Below are 18416 nucleotides of genomic sequence, written 5' to 3'. Positions count from 1 at the left end.
TTTCAAAATAAAAACAATACATTTGAGTTTATTTTAGTTAAATAACACATGACAAGTATAATAACTGGTGATATTATTAACTCAAAGGATAGCTCGCCTCAAGCTTGGTTAGCTACACTTAAATCAGTTTTAAACAATTTCGGTAACACACCTAAACAATGGGAAATTTACCGAGGGGACAGTTTTCAATTAGAAATACCTACGACTGAAGCTCTCAGAGCATCTTTTCTAATTAAAGCCACTATAAAACAATATAAAAACTTAGATGTTAGACTTGCAATTGGAATAGGAGACAAAACTTATGCTTCCGAAAAAATCACAGAATCCAATGGCTCCGCTTTTGTCAATTCTGGTGAATGCTTTGAGGCTTTAAAAAAAACAACACTGGCACTAAAATCACCTTTTGAATCCTTTGATATTCAAATAAATATTATGCTAGAATTAGCGCAGCTAACTACAAACTACTGGACAAGTACTTCTGCTAACCTAGTAAAAATAGCTCTTGAAAACCCACAATTAAACCAAAAAGCATTGGCTAAAAAACTAAATAAAACTCAAGGTAATATTAGCCAAGGCCTTAAACGTGCTGGTTTCGATGAATTATCTAAACTACTAGACTATTATAAAACCCAAATAACAACCTTATGTTAAACTTAGCCATTTCATTAATTCTTGCCCATGTTATAGGCGACTTCATTTTACAACCTCAAAAATGGGTACTGCACAAAGAAATACATAAACACAAATCAAAATATTTATATTGGCATGTATTGGTTCATACCTGTGCACTAATTATAGTTTTACAATTCAATTTTAAATATTGGCTTGGAATTCTCATTATAGCTCTATCTCATTTAATTATAGATATCATTAAACTAAACCTAAAATCACATATTAATAACAGACTCCTATTCGGGTTAGATCAAATAGCTCACCTTATAGTTATAGCGGTTGTTATTCAACTTTACGAACCTTATGTATTTAGCTTAAATCTGTTATTTAATTCTAAAACGCTACTATTTATAACCGCCGTACTATGTATTACTAAAGTCTCATCTATCATTATGAAAACCTTAATCTCTAAATGGGACTTAAAAGAATACACCGAAGAGGCTTCCTTAGAAAATGCAGGTGCCTATATTGGCATGCTAGAACGTTTGTTTGTATTCGCTTTTATTATTACCAATCATTGGGAAGGCGTTGGATTTTTAATTGCAGCAAAATCAGTATTTAGATTTGGAGATCTTTCCAAAGCTAAAGACCGTAAACTCACCGAATATATTTTAATTGGCACCCTGCTTAGCTTTGGATTAGCCATCACTTTTGGTTTGGGCTATGACTATGTTTCTGGGATAATTGGGAAATAAGGCCTAAGCCAAAATTTGATTTAAATGATGCTCAAGGTGATCTACATAATCTATCATCAAAAATTTTAAATCAGACTTATCTCCATTAGGCAAAACAATTTCAAAGTTTAAAGTTGTTTGAGTCTGGATACCGAACACATGTATTATTCTTCTATTTATAGCTATCCAAAATTCTAATAGCTCTATAGTATTCGAGTTTTGATAATCATTTGAATCAACTAAACCTTTCTGACTATAAGGATCTATTTTAAATGGTTTTGATTCAAATTGAATCGTTGTGAATCGCTGAAGATTATTTATTCCTGAATCTAACAGGTGTCCCAAAATTTCTTTCTTAGACCATTTTTCAGGAGAAGGCTTTATGCACATTTCAAATTCCTGATAATTTAAAATTAACTTGGAAGCATGCTCCATTAAATCTCTTAGTCTATTCTGAATTTCATTCACCCTAATAAAATCTTACTTTTTATAAAACTTAGCATATCCGCGATAAGCTAAAAAGCCAAGTGTAGCAACAATTGCGCAGGCCATACCAATAAATTTAACGCTCACAATCTGATCTCCACTAGCATAACTATGTAATCCTGCCAAATAGAAGTTCACACCAAAATAAGTCATTAATATACTTGAAAAGGCTACAATGGACATCAGGTTAAAAAACCAACGACCCCGAAGTCCAGGCACCAAACGCATATGAATTACAAAAGCGTAAATCATAATACTAATTAAAGCCCAGGTTTCTTTAGGATCCCAACCCCAATAACGTCCCCAACTTTCGTTAGCCCACATACCTCCCAAAAAGTTACCTATAGTTAACATTACTAACCCAACTGTTAAAGACATTTCATTAATAATGGTTAATTCCTTAATATTTAAATCCATTTTAACTTTGTTCGCCTTAGTTGTAAAAACCATAAGTAATAACGACACAACGCCTAAAATCATTCCGAGCGTAAACGGACCATAACTTGCTACAATAACCGCTACATGTATCATGAGCCAATAGCTATTTAAAACCGGTTGCAGGTTTGCAATGGCTGGATCCATCCAATTCCAATGGGCAATCATTAAAATCATAGCTGTTACAAAAGCAGTAGAAGCAATTGTTAAATCACTTTTTCGACCAAAAGCTAATCCAAAAAACATAGTTGCCCAAGCAACGTAAATCATAGACTCGTAAGCATCACTCCAAGGCGCATGACCAGAGATGTACCATCGTACAATAAGTCCAGCCGTATGCAACAAGAACAGCCCTAAAACAATAAACTTAAATACTGTTACTCCAACATTTACAGCCTTATGCTTATCGTTAAAAATTTGCACAATCAATAAAACAAACAATAGACTACCGGCGTACAAATACCAACTAAATAGCTTCTTAAAAATATCATATTTATTATAGAGTAGCTCTGTATTCACCTTATCATCGCTAAGCATAACTTCACCTCCATAGCGATGCTGTGTTTTATTAAATGCTTTAAGTAATTTTTCGGCCTCCTTAAAATCTCCTGATTGCTTCGCTTGGTTTAAAGTAAACAAATACGCCCTGAATCCATTCTTTACAAAATTTCCATATAAAGAATCTTTAATTACTGAAATGTCTTGTTTGTAATCATATGTTGAAATCCACTTATTATTATCATCATTAGGTATAGGAAAGACTTTTAATGACATACCCTCAATTGAGTTATATAATAAGCTTACGCGTTGATCGGTTTCTTTGAATTCTTTCTGAAAACCATTAGGAATCTGAGCTTTATAAGCTTCATCTAAAAATGGCGCTAGTTTATATTGCCCTTTATCAGTAAAAAAGTCTGCCAAGGCCACATATTTGTTTTCCTCTGGCACACCAATTAAACGTCTTATAGAATCTCCTTTTTTGGGTTTAAGGTAGATTACTGGTACATTGTACCAAAGCATTGGACTTTCTTGAATAGAAAGAAAAACTTGATTAGCATCAAAATCTTCGTAAGTATCGGACTTACTCAGTTTACGAAGCATTTCAGACGCGTAAGTATTCACAGGCATCATACGTCCGCTTAAATCTTGAATCACCAAATGACCGAATTTATCGGCATGCTCTTTCGGAGTAATATTAGCTTTTAAAATAGAATCAATTTGCGCTTTTGTTGGTTTTGTGTGGTTATGACCATCATTTGGACCATGCACCTGAGCAAAGCCATTTAAACCAAATAATAGAATTATAATGACATTAAGTTTAGCTTTTTTCGATTTTACATTCTCCAGATGTCGTTTTAAATCACCAAATCGCGATCCCTTAACAAACAGTATAGCCATCAAACCAAAATATAACAAAAAATAGCCTATGTAGGTTAACATAGTTCCCCAGTAATCATGATTTACTGAAAGGATAGTCCCCTTTTCATCTGGATCAAAACCAGATTGAAAAAAGCGATACCCATCATGATCCAAAATATTATTCATGAATATTTTATAATCAAAATCATCCATTCTTTCGTCGATAACAGTAACCTCACTTGAAAAGGCTGAAAACCCGCGCTCCGTACCTGGGTAACGTTCGGCCTCAAAATCATTTAATTTTATAGAGAACGGTAATTCCAAAGTTTTAGACCCATATTTGAAGGCAAAATCCAATCCGCCAACACTAATTTGCTTAAACCTGCCATTAACTCCTTTTCCTCCTAAAACCCCCACGGTTTTAGTTTCTCCATTGGTACTTACTCTTAATTTCACCCCGTCCTCATTTCCACTTTTAAGCAAGACTGAAGGTTTTACAATATCAAAAACACCTTTTGTTACAGGCTTTGGAAACACCATTTGCATATTCCCTATCACATATCTGGACCGCAAATACAAAGGCTGTAAACTGTCTTTTACTAATTTACCCTGCGTGCGTGTTGCCATAGTCATGTATTCTCCTTCAAAAGGAGAATTAATGGTCAACTCATCATTTTTATAAGTAATATTTATGGCTCCATCTGTTGGCTTATTTAAGGCAAAAAGAACGTTATGAATACTCTGTACTTGTCCTACTTTTAAAAAGTGATTATGCGGCCCGTTTGAACCTGCCTCCACAACTTTTAAATAATCTTCACCATTTTCATCTGGAATAATATCTTCTTCTGCTCCAACCACGAATTTTTCTAACTCAATCGTTACTGGTTGTTGGTTATACTTCGTGTTTATTTTAAAACTATTTTCTAAACGTCCCGAAAAATCAACTTCTCTTTCAATAGGCAATCGTTGTGCTACACCCTCAATTTCATAATCACCGTCTATATAAGCAGTGATATAGGTTTTTTGCGAAAGAAACGTATTTTCTGTGACACCTTCCCTTATGGGCATCATACCTTCAAAACTAGCATAGCGGGTAATAAAAGCACCTAGCAAAATAAAAATAAAGGAAATGTGTAAAATAAAAGTGGCCCATTTTTCTTTGGAATACAGTCTAAACCTAAAAATATTACCAGTAAAATTGATAATAAAAAAGACCATAATGGCTTCAAACCACCAAGCATTGTAAATCAAATTTCTAGTATATGGCGTAGGCGATGTTTCTTGCCCTGAATCTAAAAATGTACCCGTTGCCATAGCGGCAGCAAACAATATAAACAATACAGCAGTAAGTCTTGTAGAAAAGAAAATATTGGCTAGTTTTTTTTGCATAATCACAACCCTTTTTTGAGGTCGTGCAAATTTAAGGATTTATGTTTATTCCTTCATGTTAAAGTATTTAAAAAACCATGCTAAATTACAAGGTTTAAAGCGCATTTAAGATGATGACTCCTATTGTCTTGCTTCGAAAATTTTAAGATATAAGAATGTGCCCATTTTTCTAGCTCGTCGTTTGGCGTTTTCAGCATATTCACCCACAAAAAGATCATCAATCGTTTGAAACCAAAGATTTAACCATAACCCAAAATGCAATTCTGTGATGCACTGGTTATTATCCTTATCAACTTTAACATGGGCAGCCAAAGGATCTCCTTGATATTTATGCTCGAGCTTTCGTGTCATAAATAAACTCGATTCCCAAAATGTAGTTAGCTTAGTAATATGGCTATCCCAATCTGCAATTAAATTATTAAAAAAAGGCCCTAATACATCATCATTCCTTACTTTATCATAAAACGAAGTCACTAATAAAAATACGTCTTCTCTTGTCTCGATATCCTTTTTTTCCATAAAAACAAAGATACCACATTAGGTTTTTAAATAGGCTAATAATACCTATTTTAGCACTTATGATTTCAGTAGTAATTCTTGGAGCTGGCAATGTAGCCACGCATTTATTCGAAGCCTTCAATAAAACAAATGAAGCCTCTGTTGTTCAATGGTATAATAGAAATTTGAACTCTATTAAACCTTTTGAAAGAACGGTTTCTGTTACCGATGATTTGAACAATTTAGTAGAGGCTGATATTTATATTTTGGCTGTTAGTGACGATGCCATTGCCAAACTATCTTCAGATTTGCCTTTTAAAAACAGATTGATAGCACATACCTCAGGTAGCGTTAGTATTTACGACTTAGATAAAAAACACAAACGTAGTGTACTTTACCCGTTACAATCTTTTAGCAAAGAAGCCGACATGGACTTTACAAATGTTCCTATTTGTATTGAGACTATTGATAAGAAAAGTTACCCACTTTTAAAGGCCTTGGCTGTAAGTTTAGGAAGTCCTACGAAAAGAATCAATAGCGATCAGCGTAGAGTATTACACTTGTCTGCTGTTTTTGTAAATAATTTCACCAATCAACTTTATAGAATTGGGCATGAAATTACGGAAAGTGAAGGTGCAGAGTTTGATTTACTTAAACCTCTTATTTTAGAAACTGCTCAAAAAATTCAGAATATTTCTCCTTACAAAGCGCAAACCGGACCTGCGAAGCGTAACGATAAAAAAACGATTAAAAAGCATTTAAAAAGCTTAGACAATAAAAGACACCACGACATTTATAAACTACTAACTCAGTCAATACGAGAAACTCATGGGAGATAAAAGCTATAAAGAGTATTTGGAACACATTACAACATTTATTTTTGATGTAGATGGTGTGCTTACTGATGGCTCTGTAACAGTAACCACAACTGGCGAAATGCTTAGAACCATGAATATAAAGGATGGTTATGCTTTAAAAACAGCGGTTGACAAAGGATTTAACGTTTGTATCATTTCTGGAGGGTCTAATGAAGGTGTAAGACTACGCCTTAAAGGTTTGGGTATTACTGATATCTATTTAGGAGCTCATAACAAAATAGAGCAGCTTGATGATTATTTTAATAAAAAAGGGGTGAAATCTGAAAACGCCCTTTACATGGGTGATGATATTCCTGACTATCCTGTTATGAAAGGCATTGGTTTACCATGTTGCCCGCAAGATGCCGTGGCCGAAATTAAAGCCATTTCAAAATACATTTCGCATAAAAATGGCGGGCAAGGTGCCGTAAGAGATGTTATTGAACAAGTACTTAAAGTACAGGACAAATGGAGTGGTAATTTTAGTGCTAAATATGATTAATTAATCGCTTCCAAGCTTTTACCTTTGAATATATTAAACCTCATACGCTGGAAAAATATCCTTATGATTGCTTTAGTGCAATTGCTCATTAAGTATGCACTATTAGAACCTTTTGGTGTTAGTACACGATTAGATGTTTTAGGTATTTTATTACTCATTTTAGCCTCAACCTGTATAGCAGCTGCTGGAAATATAATTAATGATATTAATGACGTTGAAACCGATTTCATAAACAAACCAGATCGGATTCTTGTTGGGCATGCCATTTCTGAAAAAACAGCTTATACCCTATTTATAATATTCAATCTTGTTGGTGTTGGCAGTGGTTTTTACTTATCACACCATGTAGGCAGAGCACCTTTCTTTATCATTTTTGTGCTCATCTCTGCATTACTTTATATTTATGCAACACAATTAAAACGCACGCTATTAATTGGTAATATAGTTATTTCGGTACTTGTGGGCATGAGCATACTCATTATAGGTGTTTTTGATTTATTACCAGAAATAACGACTTCAAATCGACCGACACAAATCATATTCTTTAAGGTCGTTTTTGATTATGCCCTGTTTGCATTCATCATTAATCTATTGCGCGAAATTTCAAAAGATATTGAAGATATTGATGGTGATTATAAAGCAGGCATGAACACGCTCCCTATAGCAATAGGAAGAGATCGCGCTAAAAATATATTGGTTGCTTTAAATTTCATTCCTCTTATTGGTATTATATGTTATGTGGTATCTGATCTTTACAAAGAAATCATAACTGTATGTTATTTTTTAATCATGGTTATTGGTCCACTAATTTACATAAGTATTAAAACATTCAGCGCTAACTTAAAAGATGATTTTCATCACATCAGTAATATGTATAAATTAGTCATGCTCTTCGGAATGCTTTCCTTACTTTTATACAAGTATGTAATTCTTAATTAATGCTGAACGATAAACTCAAAAATCATCATCTTATTTTAGCTTCTGGTTCTCCAAGAAGGCAAGAGTTTTTTAAAAATTTGGGCTTAGATTTTGAAATACGATTAAAACCAATAAAAGAAGAGTACCCGCCAAGATTAACACATTTTGAAATTAGTAACTACCTAGCTCAGTTAAAAGCGCTCCCCTTTAAAGCAGAATTGAATACAAAAGATATTCTTATAACCAGCGATACTATTGTTTGGCATAATAACAAGGCCATTGGTAAACCACATGATAGGCGAGATGCTATTGAAATTTTAAAAACCTTGAGTGATAGTACCCACGAGGTTATTTCATCAGTATGCTTTACAACAACTAACTACGAAAAAACAATACATAACATTACAAAAGTGAGCTTTGAGTCACTTTCTGATGATGAAATTGAATACTATATAAACACTTACAAACCTTTTGATAAAGCTGGTGCCTATGGTATTCAAGATTGGATAGGACAAGTTGGTGTTACAAAAATAGAGGGCTCTTATTTTAACGTTATGGGTTTGCCTACACATCTTGTTTACAAAACGTTAAATAGCATTGCAGAAAGTACTTAGGGTTGTAAATTTACCTTATGGACATTCTAAAAAAACTTTTTAAAATTATAAAAGCCGAAATATTGTTTTGGCTTATCATTGGGGTTATACTACTTGTGGTTTCTTGTAATAATAAACCACAAGAAAAGGAACTTGCCTTTAACTCAAACGTTAATACTACAGAAAAGACTGTGGTTTCAAAAAAACCAGCATCGCCGGAATTCAATGCTTACTGGTATGCAGGTGAAGCTGAAATTTCGTCATATAAACTAGAGCAAGCACGCTATGGTGAATTAAGAGAAGGACATGCTATTTTAATATATGTGACTGAAGATTTTCTACCAGAAATTCAGGTTAAAGCCGATAATAGAAATAAAAAAAGCATTTCAGTCTTAAAATTAAATGCTACTAAAAATTTCAATACTGGCATTTACCCGTATTCCATTATGCAAAGTACCTTTTATCCTGTTTCTAATAATAAGCATGCTATAAAAGTATCAAGTTCTATGCAGGAATGGTGTGGCCATGTGTATGCACAGTTAAATAATAGAGATCAATTTGAAGTCATGTCGCACTCTTATTTCGAAGGAGAGGCTGACAAAACCTTTAAACTTGAAAAGGCGATTTTGGAAAATGAGTTATGGACGCAACTTCGTATAAATCCGAAATCTTTACCCACAGGAAGCATAGAGGTTATACCTGCATTTGAATATACAAGGCTTAGACATTTAAATGTAAAAGCTTATACAGCTCATGCATCTTTAAAGAATGATAGCTATACCCTTGATTATCCAGAATTAAATAGAACATTAATTATTCATTTTAATCCTAAGTTTCCTTTTGAAATAGAAGCTTGGGAAGAAACGTTTAAAAGTGGTTTTGGTTCTCATACTAAAATGTTAACCACAAAAGCAACTAAGCTCAAAACCATCAAATCTCCTTATTGGCAAAAGAATAGTAATGCTGATGAAATTTTGAGAGAAACGCTGCTTCTAAATTAATTTCGTGTTTATTTTGAGTGTATATTTGTAGTAAACTTTTGTACATGTTTACCAATTTCATTAACGCTTATCGTGAGGAACTTATTATTTCTGGTTTTGTAATAGGTATTTTATTTATTCTAAGATTAATTACCATTGTTGCAGTTCGTAAACTAGGACGCAAAAGCGGCATATATAAAGCACGAATTAGACTTATTTGCCGATATGTTACTGGGACTGCCATTATACTTGCTTTAATAATTGAATCCTTTATTTTTGGCGCCCAATTTCGAGAATTAATTGTTATTTTCTCCTCAGTTTTTGCTGTTTTAGGTATAGCACTTTTTGCCGTTTGGTCAATTTTGAGTAACGTAACCTCTGGAATCATCATGTTTTTTAATTTCCCATTTAAGGTTGGAGACAAAATAAACATACATGACAAAGATTTTCCCGTAGAAGCTATCATAGAAGACATTAGAGCGTTTCATTTATACCTTCGACTAAATAATGGTGATTTAATTACCTACCCCAATAACCTCATGCTACAAAAGGCTGTTAGTATTGTTGAAAAAGATGCTATTGAAGATGTCTCTAAAGACGATGATGTTGAAATCATCTAAATGCTTTTTGATTTTCTAAATCATACCTAGATAAAAAGTTTAAGTATTTTAAATTATCTGAGAATTCGTAATAAAATTTCATACCTTAATTTATCTAGAGTAATTAGGAGACTCTTTAGTAATAGTTACATCATGCGGGTGACTTTCGTTAATCCCACTAGCTGTTATCTTAACAAACTGTCCTGTTTCCTTTAAAGTTTCAATATCTTTAGCACCACAATATCCCATACCTGCACGTAAACCTCCAATAAATTGATGGATACTCTCAAATAAATCTCCCTTGTAAGGAACACGTCCAACAATACCTTCCGGTACTAATTTCTTAATATCATCTTCAACATCTTGGAAATAGCGATCTTTACTACCTTGTTTCATTGCTTCAACAGAACCCATACCTCGGTAAGACTTAAATTTTCTTCCCTCATAAATAATAGTTTCTCCCGGAGACTCCTTAGTTCCAGCTAGAAGCGATCCTAACATGACAGTATCTGCCCCTGCGGCAATCGCTTTTGGAATATCTCCTGTGTAACGAATACCTCCATCAGCAATAACCGGTACTCCTGAACCTTTTAAGGCAGCAGCAACTTCTAGAACTGCCGAAAATTGCGGGAAACCTACACCTGCAACAACTCGGGTTGTACAAATAGAACCTGGCCCAATACCAACTTTCACGGCATCTGCTCCAGCTTCAACCAAATATTTGGCTGCAGCACCAGTTGCTATATTTCCAACAATAACATCTAATTCAGGAAATTTAGATTTAATTTCTTTTAAAACACCTACCACACCTTTAGTGTGTCCGTGAGCCGTATCAATAACCACAGCATCGACACCTGCATTTACTAAGGCCTCCGCTCTTTCAACAGCATCTCCAGTAACTCCAATTGCTGCTGCAACACGCAAACGTCCATATTGATCTTTATTTGCATTAGGTTTTTGACTTAATTTGGTTATATCTCTAAACGTAATTAACCCTGATAATTTAAAACTGTCATCAACAATCAGTAATTTTTCAATTTTATGATCCTGCAAAATAATTTCTGCATCCTGCAAAGACGTTCCTACAGCCGCAGTCACCAAATTTTCACTGGTCATTACTTCCGTAATTGGCTTTTTATTATCGTGCTCAAAACGCAAATCGCGATTCGTAACAATTCCTTTTAAAATACCATCCTCATCAACGATAGGAATACCACCAATACCATATTCTGCCATGTACTTTTTAGCATGTTTCACTTTAGAAGTTAACGGTAGCGTAACAGGATCTATAATCATCCCACTTTCTGCACGCTTTACCTTTCTAACTTTCATGGCTTGTGCCTCAATAGTCATGTTTTTATGTAAAACACCAATACCACCTTCTTGCGCCATAGCTATTGCCATTTTGCTTTCTGTAACCGTATCCATAGCAGCGGATATAATTGGTACATTAATAGTAATATTTTTTGTGAATTTGGTTTTTATACTAACTTCTCTTGGTAACACTTCTGAAAAAGCTGGAACTAATAGAACGTCATCGTAGGTTAAACCTTCTCCTACTATTTTGTTTTGATGTGCAGTCATGTTGCAATTACGTTTATAATTGCGTGCAAATATACAATTTAATTACGGATTTTAATCCTTAAATTCTGTTAAGAAATTAACAGGGAAACATGCTACTTCAAGTACTCAGAATAGACTATTTTAGTGATATGACTCCCTCGCCTTTTTAGCCCATGCTAATAATGCTTCTTTTTCAGACGTACTCATCGTTCCATGAAGCCATGTATAAGAATCTAAAGGCATTTTTCCCTCTTCAACTTCTTCTATTAATTCTTCTAACTTATGGTCTTTCTTTTTGTTTGTATATGAATTCCAATTGGACACATTAAAATGTTTAACACCATCTTCAACATGATGATCTATCCATATTGAAATTGGGGCTACCTCAGCGTACCAAGGATACACTGTTTTATTACTGTGGCAATCGTAACAATTAGCCTCTAAAATGGCCGTAATTTCTGCACCGGGTTTCATTTCTTTTTCAAATGCAGTTATGTCTCTAGTTTCTGCATTATTCTTTTCTGGTCGATAAAATTGTAATAATGCTAAAACGATTAACAAACCAACACATACTTTCTTAACTATTTTCATACCTATTATATTTTAATTTGAAGCGTACCATACCAGTTTCTTGGTGCCGATGGTATAATACCTGGTCCAGGATACCCTGTTGCCCGTCGTGTAAAGTAACTATTATCTAAAACATTATTAATACCTGTCTCTATTTTAAAACGTTTATAGGTATAAGATAATGAAATATCTAAAATATCATAAGCCGGAATCTCTCCAATAATTCCTTCTCTTAAACCACCTGGTGTATCCTTTTGAGAATTAAAAGCATCGGTAAACTGTTCAGACAAATATGTGTACTGAATACTTCCTAGCAAATTCCTGTAGCCAAAATGCAATGTCGTTTTCAAGTTAATTTCAGGTATAAACTCTACTTTATTTCCCTTAACACCATTTTCTTTTGAGTTTGTATACTCCGAATCTATATAAGCTAAATTTAATCCTAGATTCAATTTATAATCAGAATTACCCTTTAAGGCATCCATGACATTCCAATCTATAAAACTCTCAATACCATAAATAAGGGCATCACCAGCATTTGTTCTTACCCAATTGGCTCGATCATCAAGAATATTTCCTATTCGTCCATTATAATTAACCATAAAAACTCCTAGATCATATGAAAAAGCATTTTTATAGCGTCCTCTAAAACCAATATCTAGCGTAAACCCTTCTTCATCAGTAATATCTGGATCAATAATAAAGGTAGGACTAACTGTTCTAATATCACTAAATGTTACCGATCTATAGTTTTGTGAGATATTTCCATATAGCTCTAAATAATCATTTGGTTTATAACTTGTTCCTACTCCCAGCAGAACAAAAGCTCTATCAAAAACACGGTTATCTTCAAAAGCTTCTGAAGAGATTAAATTATTGGCGTTATCATAGTTTTTTTGAAAATAAACTCCTTCAGTTTCAGTCCTAATTTGCTCAATTCTAAAACCTGGTGTCACAGAAAATTTATCGGATAACCTAAATATATTCTCTCCAAAAAAAGCTAAATTTCTATTTGGATATTTAAAATCAGATTCATTTGGGTAATCGGGAAAATCATTATTGTATATCATAAAGTCTGCATTTGTTCCTTTACTTCCAGCCCCTTGTAAACTTGCGTTATTAGCGTGGTAATACTTAGCACCTAATAAAAGGGCAGATTCTTGACCAAATAAATCATATTTAGTTAACACCCTAGCTTCTGCACCCCAATTTTTAAAATCACCTTGAATGACATCACGATTATAAAAAAAAGTGCCATCACCGTTTTGAGTATCTTCTGTGGTTATAGGGTTTTTATTTAAACCGGTTGGGTACGGATCTCCTCTGAAACCAACAGCTTTTCTAGAAGCATCTAAGCCAAAAAAGTTAAGCGTAAACGTTGTTTTTTCCCTAAACTTATGATCCAGTTTTAAATTATACAACAACCAATTTACTTCAAACCAGTTACGGGTTCTGTTACTCTGCAATGGATCTTGATCAAACATCGAATCCGTCAACCCACCTGCTTGCTGCGCCAAATAATTTAAATAGGTTATTTCGCCCTCTAACTTGGTCTGATCACAAAATTGATAGCCTAAATGGGCAAATACATTTTTAGACTCAAATTCAGAATTTGGCCTAAAACCATCTCCTTTCTTGTAATTAAAAAAAGTGTAATAACTAAACTTGTCTTTAGTACCACTTAAACTTGTAAAATTTGTATATAAGCCAAAACTTCCTAAGGTATTTCTAGTAACTAGTTCAATAGGTTTGTTGGGGTTTGGTGATTTCATTTTAAAATTGATTAATCCACCAAATTGTGTTCCATATTGCAATGACGCTGCTCCTCTAATGATCTGAATTTGCTCAATACCTTCAGAAGCTGGTGTGTAATAACTTTCTGGGTAACCTAAAACATCTGCACTGATATCATACCCATTTTGTCTGGTATTAAAATTTGAGGTTCGGTTTGGGTCCAATCCTCTACCTCCAATATTAAGTTGTAAACCAGCATCATCGTTCTGATAAATATTTAATCCTGCTACTTGGCTGTAAATTTGTCTGGCGTTATTAGACGCTAGATTAGCCATGGACTGTTCTACTAAAACCACCTCGGTTTTTTTTCCAGCATAAATAGCCGTCCCTTCAACATCTTTTAAACGTTGTAATTCAAATAATTTTCGCTTTTTTGCTGTAATTTCAACCTCACTTAATTGGGTTGTTAAATCTTGGAGAACAATAGTTAAGTTATTCGCATTTGTGGTATTTACAGCATATTCTTTAACCTCATATTCAAAAGAAAAAAACACTAAAGTTAGAGTTTCTTTTGAGGTCGTAAATTCAAACTCACCCATAGCATTTGTTGTTGTGATAAGTCCAGAAACTTTATCATAAACATTAACCTCTGCTACTGGGTTATTGTTTCCTGAGAATAACACAACACCTTTTACAGTATGCTGAGCATATAGCACAACGCTAAACAGAAGTGCGAAAATAAGTTTACAATCCTTTAATTTCATCATTAAATGGTAATATCCAATCTTTTGGTTTTAGCGATTCTTTTTGTTGATATAAATCAACTTTATCATTTATATAGGGTTGACTCAATCTACCATTAAGAGCAACGTAACTCTCTACATATACTTCCACATTTTGATGGCCCTGAGCTTTAAAATGGTCACCCAAATAATGGGCGTATTCTAAAATAAAATCTGGTTGAAAGCTCATTTGCTTCTCTTGAAAATCTGTTAAAAAATCACTATTATCTACATAGAAAAAGTCTCCTGTTTCTGAGTTGACAATTTTAAATGTTGAAATCCCCATTTTTTCCATAAGCATAACGCGCCAAGAAAAACGAAAACCTTCTTCAGTCCAAAATAACTCTCCAGGGTAAAATACATACCTAAATGGGAATAGCACTTGCCATATAAAAAACAAGGCAAACAATATTACTACCGGCCTTCTAAAAGTGTACCTATAGTTTTCATTAATCGCGATATTTACCTTTGAACCAATACTACCAAATACGCTTTTAATTCCATTAATTATTCTTTTATGTAATCCTGAATCGAAGAATATCAGGGTAGATACAATCATGATAAACGGAAACATACCAATAGGAAACAAAACTCTTGTGAAAATGTGAAAAAATAGCACCATGAAAAAAGCAAATAGTCTTGTTCGCTTATATAACAAAAGGAATGGAATGGCTAAATCGTAAAGCATTCCACACCAACTCATTGCATAATGAAACCATTCTTGGTGCATGAGTGAGTCACCAATTAAAGGCAAATCATATTTAGAGGGTAACCATATTTTTAATGGCATAGCTCGAAACAGCCAATCACTATTTATTTTTGCCAATCCTGCGTAAAAATAAACGATCCCTAATAATAGTTTAACGGCGTCAATAGTCCATCTTGGTATGTTCTTATAAGACGTTTTTCTAATAATATTGTCTATAGAAAAATGAGTATTTGCTGGTAAAAAAATCATCACAAAACTCAGTAAACTTATAAAATAATAATGGTTAAGATAGGTGGTTTTATCCATTAACTCAATGTATGTAAAACAAAGAAAAAAAGTAATTATGGTTAACCTATATTTAAAACCAATCGCAACCATAAGGGCCGAAAGTCCGCAGACAATAAACAGCAGATAGGTATAAACCCCTAGAGGTTTAATCCATTCAAAGCCAAAATAAGAAAAGTGAAACTTTGGCTGAATATAGAGTGTATCAATCCAACCATGATATCCAAACCTCATCATTCCATAACACATCATAATACCAAAACATATTCTAAATACAGCAAGTGGTGCAGCACTAGTTTGTTTGTTTAGATATTTTGTTATACTAGGAATCATGAACATAAAAAAAGGTTGCCATGGAGACAACCTAATAGTTAATTTTAAAGTTTCTTAATCGCCGTCGGCATCTACATAATCAACGCTAATATTAAAAGCTTGCAGCATGTCTACTTTTAAAAGGACTACTATTTTTTGAAGTGCATCATATGCTTCTGTCATTTTAGCATTATCAGAGTTTACCTGATTGTAAAAACTATCATTCAATATTTGTAATTTAGAATTGGCCTCAGTAAATCGAGTGTTTAGTGTTGATACTAAATCTTCTCTTTTTAGAAACTCTAAATACGTTTTAAAACTTTCTCCCTTAGCATTGCTCGAATAAGCTTCACCTTTAAACAATTTATCGGCTGCGTTGAAAGCTTCAAGAGCAAAGGTTTTGGAGTATACTTTACTATAAAACCCTTCAACCTTTTCAGGTAATGGTGTAGCCGAAAAATTTCCAGCCGGAATACCTATTTTATTTGCTCGTAAACCTTTTTCAAAATAAAACACATAATCATTGGTAAGCTTATTTAAAGCACTGGTAGCAGTATTTTCGGTCGAATTAACAAATGTATCTCTGTATGACGTATTCCAATCTGCTAGCACTATTGATGTTAATGATTTCATCTGATCAACCAAATCAGATAGATAGGTTGTATATTTTACATCAGCATATTTTGAAAGAATGGCTGCATCATCTGAATCCAAACCATAAAGCATATAATCTAACGCTGGAAAACCAACGGCATCATTATTATTAGGATGTTCTAAGTCGTAAGAACCAGAAGTTACGTTCGCTTCAATATCTGCAATCGAGGTAGGATATACATTCATTTGAAAAGCATAGATAATAGCTTCTGCTTTACCAATATTGAACATTTCTACAAATTGCCATACTTTATATGCGGCAAGCCAGTCTGCTCTAACCGCATCTAAATTAATTTGATTAGGCGTATCTATAAATTTGGTTTTAGAAGACTTTAATGTTTCTAGTTTAGCATCAAGATCTTGAAAGGCCGGAATAATAATATTATCAGCAATATTTATTAATAGGGCAGCTCTATTAAAGCCATCACCATTATTGCCCCCTCCAGGGTTATCATCTGAAGAAGAACTACATGCCATTGCAAAACAGATAACAAATACCGACCAAAACACTTTTCTTATTGTAAACATATTCTTTTAAAATATTTGCAAAAGTACTAAAAAGTAGCCTTTAAGCTGCTACACTCAAAAACTACTTTTTTTTAAATTAATTATTCTATTTTTTTATTACTTAGCCTCATCAACTGTAAAATCAAATTGTGCAGAGATTGCTGCGGCAATGGTATCTAAAGTTTCAGGAGTAACATCCCAAAAACCATTATTCGTCATTAATGTTGCTATAAAAGCATCTACTTCAGACTTTGTAAAATATGGGTCGTTTGAATTCGGCTTTCTTGTAAACTGTAAACTGTAAACAAAACCAAAACCTTCTGACAAATCATGAAATGCTGCTGCTGGATCAGTAGTCAAACTCCCTTTTCCTTGTTGTAAATAATAAACGGCTCTTACTCCGATAACTTCTGATATTAGCTCTCTAATAATTTCGGCTTGCTCATCTCTTACGTCATAATTCTTGGCTACAATGGCGGCGCGTCCCAATTTGAATGCATCATAAATGTCTTGAGCAATTCCGGCAAAATCAGCATCATCTTCTACTCTACCTAAATATTTATTTAGAAAACTATCGGCAGATAAAGTTGGATTTTCTGGGTCAGCCTCTGCTCCATATAGATAACCAAATGCTTCATCCCATTTGTGCTCCATAGTTGTATAGTCTTTACCTTCTACCAAAACATCATTGCCGTTATCTTCAACATTAGAACCTGCATCTAAAACAGAAATGCTTAAATAATTATTCAAAATTTGGTCGGTCATCAAAGCTCCAATTAAACTTTTCGCAAAAGCCTGGTTGTACTCTAAACCTTTAGCGCTGATATACCTTGTTGATCCACCGCCGCCTTCTTGCAACTGACCAGCATTACCAGCGGTTGCCGTATTTGCCCAGTTAGGGAATACCTCATCTACTTGTGATTTAATCCAAGTATCAAAACCTGCTTTTATAGCGTTTGCATCTGTGGAATTTGACGCAAAATAATCAGAAGAAGCAGCCGATTTACTTCTAACATTTTTACCAGAAGCATTTAAATCTGCATCCGAAAAATCTGCATTACCAGCTTCATGAGCAAACATAGCATCCAATACAGCCTCAGATTTAGAAGTATCTTTTAAGCCAGATACTAATTCTTCAGCCATGGCGATTCGAGTGCTTTGACCTGAATAACTCACTGTTGAGTTTCCATTTCTTATAAACTTATATGTTGCTGGGGCAACTACGGTATTATTTCCACCTGTATTATCATCGTCATTTGAACAAGATTGCAATAAAGCAGAAACTACAAATAGGCTAAGTACTAATTTTTTCATTTTTTAATCGATTTTTTGATTTTT

The 18416-nt window shown here is 33.8% G+C and carries 17 protein-coding genes; 8 read left to right on the top strand and 9 right to left on the bottom strand.

Annotated features, from left to right (window positions below; translation table 11 throughout):
• Positions 1–48 precede the first annotated feature (48 nt).
• Together Q0857_RS06925 and Q0857_RS06920 are read left to right on the top strand one after the other, a co-directional pair.
• Complete coding sequence (locus tag Q0857_RS06925) at positions 49–651, top strand: transcriptional regulator (RefSeq protein WP_298533314.1); 603 nt, start codon at positions 49–51, stop codon at positions 649–651.
• Entirely contained in the window at positions 645–1367 is a 723-nt protein-coding gene (locus tag Q0857_RS06920; protein ID WP_298533312.1) for a DUF3307 domain-containing protein, read from the top strand. The genes Q0857_RS06925 and Q0857_RS06920 overlap by 7 nt, the downstream gene beginning before the upstream one ends.
• Before the next feature lie 3 nt (positions 1368–1370).
• Here the strand turns inward: Q0857_RS06920 and Q0857_RS06915 are convergent, their stop codons facing one another.
• The 3 genes from Q0857_RS06915 to Q0857_RS06905 all read right to left on the bottom strand — a co-directional run bounded on the left by Q0857_RS06915 (position 1371) and on the right by Q0857_RS06905 (position 5534).
• Positions 1371–1814 (bottom strand): DinB family protein, encoded by a 444-nt coding sequence (locus Q0857_RS06915; protein WP_298533310.1) that lies wholly within the window; start codon positions 1812–1814, stop codon positions 1371–1373.
• Positions 1815–1826: 12 nt separating this feature from the next.
• Positions 1827–5015, bottom strand: a complete 3189-nt coding sequence (ccsA, locus tag Q0857_RS06910) for a cytochrome c biogenesis protein (protein WP_298533308.1) — start codon at positions 5013–5015, stop codon at positions 1827–1829.
• 120 nt (positions 5016–5135) lie between these two features.
• Positions 5136–5534, bottom strand: coding sequence for a group III truncated hemoglobin (locus tag Q0857_RS06905; RefSeq protein WP_298533306.1), 399 nt, complete (start codon positions 5532–5534; stop codon positions 5136–5138).
• A 59-nt stretch (positions 5535–5593) separates the two neighbouring features.
• Between Q0857_RS06905 and Q0857_RS06900 the strand changes: the two genes are divergently transcribed.
• The 6 genes from Q0857_RS06900 to Q0857_RS06875 are packed head-to-tail and all read left to right on the top strand — an operon-like array spanning position 5594 to position 9983.
• Complete coding sequence (locus tag Q0857_RS06900) at positions 5594–6352, top strand: Rossmann-like and DUF2520 domain-containing protein (protein WP_298533304.1); 759 nt, start codon at positions 5594–5596, stop codon at positions 6350–6352.
• Positions 6342–6872 (top strand): HAD family hydrolase, encoded by a 531-nt coding sequence (locus tag Q0857_RS06895; protein ID WP_298533302.1) that lies wholly within the window; start codon positions 6342–6344, stop codon positions 6870–6872. Before Q0857_RS06900 ends, Q0857_RS06895 begins: the two co-directional genes overlap by 11 nt.
• Positions 6873–6896: 24 nt before the next feature.
• Complete coding sequence (locus tag Q0857_RS06890; protein ID WP_298533300.1) at positions 6897–7811, top strand: geranylgeranylglycerol-phosphate geranylgeranyltransferase; 915 nt, start codon at positions 6897–6899, stop codon at positions 7809–7811.
• Complete coding sequence (locus Q0857_RS06885) at positions 7811–8404, top strand: Maf-like protein (RefSeq protein ID WP_298533298.1); 594 nt, start codon at positions 7811–7813, stop codon at positions 8402–8404. Before Q0857_RS06890 ends, Q0857_RS06885 begins: the two co-directional genes overlap by 1 nt.
• Before the next feature lie 17 nt (positions 8405–8421).
• The gene (locus tag Q0857_RS06880) at positions 8422–9384 is read left to right on the top strand and encodes a septum formation inhibitor Maf (RefSeq protein WP_298533296.1); all 963 of its coding nucleotides are present in this window, start codon (positions 8422–8424) and stop codon (positions 9382–9384) included.
• Between the two features lie 44 nt (positions 9385–9428).
• Positions 9429–9983, top strand: coding sequence for a mechanosensitive ion channel domain-containing protein (locus tag Q0857_RS06875; protein ID WP_298533294.1), 555 nt, complete (start codon positions 9429–9431; stop codon positions 9981–9983).
• A 90-nt stretch (positions 9984–10073) separates the two neighbouring features.
• Here the strand turns inward: Q0857_RS06875 and guaB are convergent, their stop codons facing one another.
• From guaB to Q0857_RS06845, 6 genes are all read right to left on the bottom strand, one after another.
• Complete coding sequence (gene guaB, locus Q0857_RS06870) at positions 10074–11546, bottom strand: IMP dehydrogenase (RefSeq protein ID WP_298533292.1); 1473 nt, start codon at positions 11544–11546, stop codon at positions 10074–10076.
• Between the two features lie 120 nt (positions 11547–11666).
• On the bottom strand, positions 11667–12116 hold the full coding sequence (locus Q0857_RS06865) for a heme-binding domain-containing protein (protein ID WP_298533290.1): 450 nt from the start codon (positions 12114–12116) through the stop codon (positions 11667–11669).
• Positions 12117–12121: 5 nt separating this feature from the next.
• Positions 12122–14596, bottom strand: a complete 2475-nt coding sequence (locus tag Q0857_RS06860) for a TonB-dependent receptor (RefSeq protein ID WP_367278080.1) — start codon at positions 14594–14596, stop codon at positions 12122–12124.
• Positions 14574–15938 (bottom strand): HTTM domain-containing protein, encoded by a 1365-nt coding sequence (locus Q0857_RS06855; protein WP_298533288.1) that lies wholly within the window; start codon positions 15936–15938, stop codon positions 14574–14576. The genes Q0857_RS06860 and Q0857_RS06855 overlap by 23 nt, the downstream gene beginning before the upstream one ends.
• A gap of 54 nt (positions 15939–15992) precedes the next feature.
• Positions 15993–17099, bottom strand: coding sequence for an imelysin family protein (locus Q0857_RS06850; protein WP_298533285.1), 1107 nt, complete (start codon positions 17097–17099; stop codon positions 15993–15995).
• Between the two features lie 96 nt (positions 17100–17195).
• The gene (locus tag Q0857_RS06845) at positions 17196–18392 is read right to left on the bottom strand and encodes a DUF4856 domain-containing protein (RefSeq protein ID WP_298533283.1); all 1197 of its coding nucleotides are present in this window, start codon (positions 18390–18392) and stop codon (positions 17196–17198) included.
• Positions 18393–18416 lie beyond the last annotated feature (24 nt).

Origin of the sequence: uncultured Algibacter sp. (assembly GCF_947495925.1) — a bacterium.
Taxonomy (GTDB): domain Bacteria; phylum Bacteroidota; class Bacteroidia; order Flavobacteriales; family Flavobacteriaceae; genus Algibacter_E.
This window is presented reverse-complemented; position numbering and strand designations above follow the sequence as displayed.

Bases quoted from the DNA above. Each gene is read 5' to 3' on its own strand.
- Q0857_RS06925 (WP_298533314.1), top strand. From the start codon at position 49: ATGACAAGTATAATAACTGGTGATATTATTAACTCAAAGGATAGCTCG.
- Q0857_RS06920 (WP_298533312.1), top strand. From the start codon at position 645: ATGTTAAACTTAGCCATTTCATTAATTCTTGCCCATGTTATAGGCGAC.
- ccsA (WP_298533308.1), bottom strand. From the start codon at position 5,015: ATGCAAAAAAAACTAGCCAATATTTTCTTTTCTACAAGACTTACTGCT.
- Q0857_RS06905 (WP_298533306.1), bottom strand. From the start codon at position 5,534: ATGGAAAAAAAGGATATCGAGACAAGAGAAGACGTATTTTTATTAGTG.
- Q0857_RS06900 (WP_298533304.1), top strand. From the start codon at position 5,594: ATGATTTCAGTAGTAATTCTTGGAGCTGGCAATGTAGCCACGCATTTA.
- Q0857_RS06895 (WP_298533302.1), top strand. From the start codon at position 6,342: ATGGGAGATAAAAGCTATAAAGAGTATTTGGAACACATTACAACATTT.
- Q0857_RS06885 (WP_298533298.1), top strand. From the start codon at position 7,811: ATGCTGAACGATAAACTCAAAAATCATCATCTTATTTTAGCTTCTGGT.
- Q0857_RS06880 (WP_298533296.1), top strand. From the start codon at position 8,422: ATGGACATTCTAAAAAAACTTTTTAAAATTATAAAAGCCGAAATATTG.
- Q0857_RS06875 (WP_298533294.1), top strand. From the start codon at position 9,429: ATGTTTACCAATTTCATTAACGCTTATCGTGAGGAACTTATTATTTCT.
- guaB (WP_298533292.1), bottom strand. From the start codon at position 11,546: ATGACTGCACATCAAAACAAAATAGTAGGAGAAGGTTTAACCTACGAT.
- Q0857_RS06865 (WP_298533290.1), bottom strand. From the start codon at position 12,116: ATGAAAATAGTTAAGAAAGTATGTGTTGGTTTGTTAATCGTTTTAGCA.
- Q0857_RS06860 (WP_367278080.1), bottom strand. From the start codon at position 14,596: ATGATGAAATTAAAGGATTGTAAACTTATTTTCGCACTTCTGTTTAGC.
- Q0857_RS06855 (WP_298533288.1), bottom strand. From the start codon at position 15,938: ATGATTCCTAGTATAACAAAATATCTAAACAAACAAACTAGTGCTGCA.
- Q0857_RS06850 (WP_298533285.1), bottom strand. From the start codon at position 17,099: ATGTTTACAATAAGAAAAGTGTTTTGGTCGGTATTTGTTATCTGTTTT.
- Q0857_RS06845 (WP_298533283.1), bottom strand. From the start codon at position 18,392: ATGAAAAAATTAGTACTTAGCCTATTTGTAGTTTCTGCTTTATTGCAA.